Genomic DNA, 4572 nt, shown 5'->3' with positions numbered 1-4572 from the left:
GTTTGTCGACGTTCTGAAAGGAAACCGCTGTGCGGTTTCCTTTTTATTTATAGCGAGTTTAGTTTCTGCAAGCTTTCCTTCATCTTTTCAAGGAGTTCAGGAGTATCCAGTGCTTTTTGAAGCCCTTCGAAATACACTTCAGTCTCCGTTTTCCTCCGGTTGATTTCTAAATACGCGAATTTCATTAATGTGGACTCGTAATATCCGTTGAAAGTGAGGGCACTTTCATTGACAAAAGTCTCTACCGGATTTTCCATCAGGGCATACATTTTACCCATGAAGGATTTTTTTCCGCCTTCTTCGAAGAAATGGCGGGCATTTTTAAAATCCTTAAACACCGATTGAGATCCTTCAGCTTCTTTAAGCTTCGTTTCTATTTCAAGAGTTTTAAACTGAATCCCCTCATTTTGCATGAGGTACTGTGGAGTGTTCAAGCTTTTCAGCTTCAGATCCATTTCTTCGTTCATCTCATTCAGCAGATGAAGGATAAATTTTTCAATTCGGAGCACTGTCGCCCGAGATTCCTGCTGCAGATCAAATTGAATCCGTTGATGCAGTTCCTTGAAGCTTTCAGGCAAAGCGTTTTTTTGTTCCTTTACAGATCCTGTAATGACAGAGGAATTAAAAGCCTCGTTGAAAAATTCCGTAAACCGTAGCATCACTCTCTGTTTAACATAAAACAAAAGTTCATGAATTTCTTTTTGCAGCATTTCTTGTTTCGGCTCCAAAGAAAAGCTGTCCATCTTCTGCAGCGCGAGTCTGCACGTATTCTTAAGTTCTTCTTTTCTTCGTTCGCGATCCTTTTGGCTGGCCTCTGTTTCATTGATCAACCGTTCAAGCAACACCTTCGACTGTTCATATTGGTTGATGGCTGAATTGACCATCACTGAAGCAAGATCATCTTTTAAGAATGACGTAAAGGCCGTTAAGAAGCTTATGTAGCCGGTCTGCTGCAGAAGTTCATCCTTTTGCAGCTCTCCATACTTTCTGTTCAGTTTGTTGAGTTCTTCCTGAGACAGCTCATTTCTATCCTTTTGTCCCAGAAGTGAAAAATAGCTCGACATTGGAAACAGCTTTGGATGCCTGATTCCGAAGCGGCGGAGATTTCCCCCCACATGATCGATCACATCCATAAGCTCTTCTTGACCTTTTGCCAGATCTGAGGCGTTGATCATGAAAAACATTTTATCCAGTTCAAACGTATCTTTAACACGTCCCAGTTGGATGAGAAACTCACGGTCAGCTGCAGAGAACGCATGGTTATAATAGGTTACATACAGAATGGCATCCGATTTCTTGATAAATTCAAATGCAACATTCGTATGTCTCGCGTTGATGGAGTCAGCCCCCGGTGTATCCACCAGTGTGACTCCCATCATGGTCAGTGCACACTCATAATAAACAGTCACGCTTTCTGTAAAACAAGCTTTTTCCTCATCTGCCACAAACGCCTTAAACTCCTCAACAGATACGGACATCTCCGTGCCCAGCTGGTGTTTAATGGAGGTGAACCCTTTATGGACCGCCATTAAAAATTGAAGATGGGGACGAAGCTTATCTGAGCTTTTGCGGGCGTCGATCTCCCCTGCTTCCTGTATGGCCTCGAAAATGGACTCAGCCTGCTTCCCAAAATGAGAAAGTGATTGGTTGATCTCAGCTAGAAGATCTTGTTCTTTTTTAAAATGAATAAGAGCTGTGCCATGCTGATGATCCTGATCTGGCGGTGCAATCCGGTTGATCGTCGCTGTCGTTGGATTCGGAGAAACCGGCAGAAGATCTTCCCCGATCAGCGCGTTGGCGAATGATGACTTTCCGGCTGAGAAAGCACCAAACAATGAGACGGTGAAATCCCGGTTCAACAGCCTCGCTGAAAACTGTTTCATCGTATCCGCCTGGTTTTTCATCATTTCCAATTCCGACAGAACGGCGGCCGCAGAATGAAGTTTTTTGGCTTGATTCTCTAACGTGGACACATCCCCTGTCTTCTCATCGTTCACTGCTGCTTCTTCAGCCAAATCCTTTTCATGGATCTGGATCTCGGTTACTTGTCCAGTATTCCGGCTTCCCTCTCCATCATCAGCGGGCAGTAAACAAGCCTCAGCCTCCTGTGCCGCAAGGGCATGATCGGCTTCTGCAAACGCGTCAGCCTGGTTATCGCCCCTGTACAAGCTGTCTAAAAGCTCCCGTTCGGTGCGGTGCCATTTTTGTTTCACTTCTTTTGTTTTTCTATGTGCCGCCAAAAGCTTTTCCTGCTCTATGATCAGCGCCTCATACTTTTGAACCTCTGCTTCAGCGTCCCTGTCTATCACATTCGTGATTTGGTCAAGTTCCGGCCTGTAATGTGACAAAAAAGTGCGCTTAATATCTTCCACTACATCATTGCAGTATTGCAGAACATAATTGCCGTTTAAGGAAGCGCCAGGCTTGATCAATGCTGCCAGACGTTCTGTAGAAAGTGCAGGTTCTTCTTTCATTCCAGCGGACATGTCATGAAAGTAATCTTTAAGATGCCAGCTGATCTGTGTCTTTATATTCTCCTGAACGGATTCAAAGAAGGATTGAAGACGTGCATTCAGTTCAGCTTCCGTTTTTTTGGAGGTAAACAAAACGCCGACTTTAAAGCTGTCCTGCCGGCTCTCGATGTAGTTTTTAGCCAGTTCTCTCGTATGGAAAGGCATGAGAATGGCGTTGTCGAGAATGTCCTTGAACCGTTTGGCGGCATCCGCCTTTTTTTGTCCTGCCTCATTTTCGATCGTTCCCTTTTTCACGAGAAGATGAGCCTTTTTTTGCTCTTCCATGCTTTCGTCCGACCCTTCAGCTCGTTCAAACGCGTCACGGTTAAGGTCTTCATCGTGGTCAAGATGCGTTTGCACCGCAGTTCTGATCAAGCGCTCAGTTTCGCTTAATGCGTTTTCCTGAATCCATTCATCCTTCGCCAAATAGAACTTCTGAAAAAGGGTTTTAATGTCTTGCAGCTCATTGCCGTTATGGCTCCTGTCCATGATCGATGTGAAAAAAATCTCTTCCGGCTCAATATCCCAGCTCTTGAATCCGCTTTTAATCTTTTCTGCGAACGCTTGAAAAGAAAGTTCTTTTTCATTGTGTTTATCGATCTGGTTTACGATAAGGTAAACTTTTTTTCCCTGTTCCTTCAGCAGCCGTATAAACATAAAATTCAGCTGTGACAGCACATGGTTATAGTCCATGATATAAAAGACAACATCTGCCATATGGAGGGCAGATTCCGTTGCGATCTTATGAGCAGCATCGGTAGAATCGATGCCAGGGGTATCATAGATCGCAATGCGGTCAGGCAAAAGCCCCTGATCCACATTGATTTCAATACTTTCAATCTCTTCCCCGTTTTTGGCCCATCTTTTAATTTCCGCCATATTTACAGGCGGGTTGATCTGAATGATCCCCTTGTTTCTCATTTTCACTCTTGCCGAAGGATTCCCGCATTGTACCTTTACAACATTCGCGCTCGTAGGAATAGGACTGGAAGGGAGAATGTTTTCCCCGATCAGTTCATTGATCATGCTTGATTTACCGGCCGAAAAATGTCCGCAAAATGCAATGGCAAACTGCTGATTCTTGACTTTCTCAAAAAGCTCCAGCACCGCTTCTGCTTCGGTATGTGAACCAAGTTTCGTTAATTCCAGATAAGCTGCAGCAATTGAGGCAGCTGTACTGCTTACTTGTTGATCTCTAGTTTCAGTCATTCGTGCTTTATCCATTGAACTCTCCAATTTTAGTCTTTGTCCTCTACACTTTATCATATTTATGTATGATTCTCTATGAAATAAGAAACGGTTTTGTGCAAAGTCAAATTTTAATCGGAGAAGATTTCTAGTCGCTGCTCAAAAAGTAGGCCATCCACCATTCATCCTGCAATTCCTCATTGATTTTTACTTGTCCCTTCTGAATCCCTTCTACAACAAAACCCGCTTTTTCATAAAGGCGAATGGCAATTTTGTTTTCTGAAAAAACCGTAAGAGAAATTTTATAGAGTCCGTTCGTTTTTGCCCAGCGTATCGAGTAATCCATTACTTCTTTTCCAATCCCAAGTCCTTGTCCCTTTGAGTTGATCCAAGTTCTGAACATGCCGGTATGTTTTTTCATCGTTAAGTCGCCTTTCAGGATGCGGGCGATGCCAATGACCGTTCCTTGTTTTTCAATCGCGGTGTACATGTTGCCTTTCTCCTGGCAGTCCTTGATAAAGGCTTCCTCCTCATCCAGGGTGCGTGGTCTTTCCTTTTGCAAAAATTCTCCAGCTTCCACGATTTCTTGCACCGCATCGATAATCTGGTGCGCGTCCTCCAGCTTGACTGGCCGAAGTGTGATTTCTTCACCGTTTTTAGCTATGAATGTATAAGTTGAACCTTGAATCTCCATCGTAATCCCTCCTACCCGGTAGTATGCCAAAATCCTGACGTAGAAACACATAAAAAAGGAACCCGTTCGCCATCTTGGCGTTTGTCAGGTTCCTTTTTAAATTTCTTCTATAGTGGCTTATCTCGCTTTTTTATCTTCTCTCATGCGCTTTGGAGCACGATATGACATATCGCGGTT

2 protein-coding genes are annotated in these 4572 nt (G+C 43.8%); both read right to left on the bottom strand.

Going from position 1 to position 4572, the window contains the following annotated elements; translation table 11 throughout:
- Window positions 1–47: 47 nt before the first annotated feature.
- Window positions 48–3737 carry a dynamin family protein gene (locus ABHN01_RS24910; protein WP_429877777.1) on the bottom strand — a complete coding sequence of 1230 codons (3690 nt, stop codon included), beginning with the start codon at window positions 3735–3737 and terminating at the stop codon, window positions 48–50.
- A 112-nt stretch (window positions 3738–3849) separates the two neighbouring features.
- Entirely contained in the window at window positions 3850–4395 is a 546-nt protein-coding gene (locus ABHN01_RS24905; protein ID WP_290399417.1) for a GNAT family N-acetyltransferase, read from the bottom strand.
- Between the last annotated feature and the right edge of the window lie 177 nt (window positions 4396–4572).

It is taken from the genome of Fictibacillus sp. NRS-1165 (assembly GCF_050468105.1).
Classification (GTDB): Bacteria; Bacillota; Bacilli; order Bacillales; family Fictibacillaceae; genus Fictibacillus_C; species Fictibacillus_C terrinigri.
The sequence above is the reverse complement of the archived record's forward strand: the minus strand, read 5'-3'. Positions and strand labels throughout refer to the sequence as shown.

Bases quoted from the DNA above. Each gene is read 5' to 3' on its own strand.
- ABHN01_RS24910 (WP_429877777.1), bottom strand. From the start codon at position 3,737: ATGGATAAAGCACGAATGACTGAAACTAGAGATCAACAAGTAAGCAGT.
- ABHN01_RS24905 (WP_290399417.1), bottom strand. From the start codon at position 4,395: ATGGAGATTCAAGGTTCAACTTATACATTCATAGCTAAAAACGGTGAA.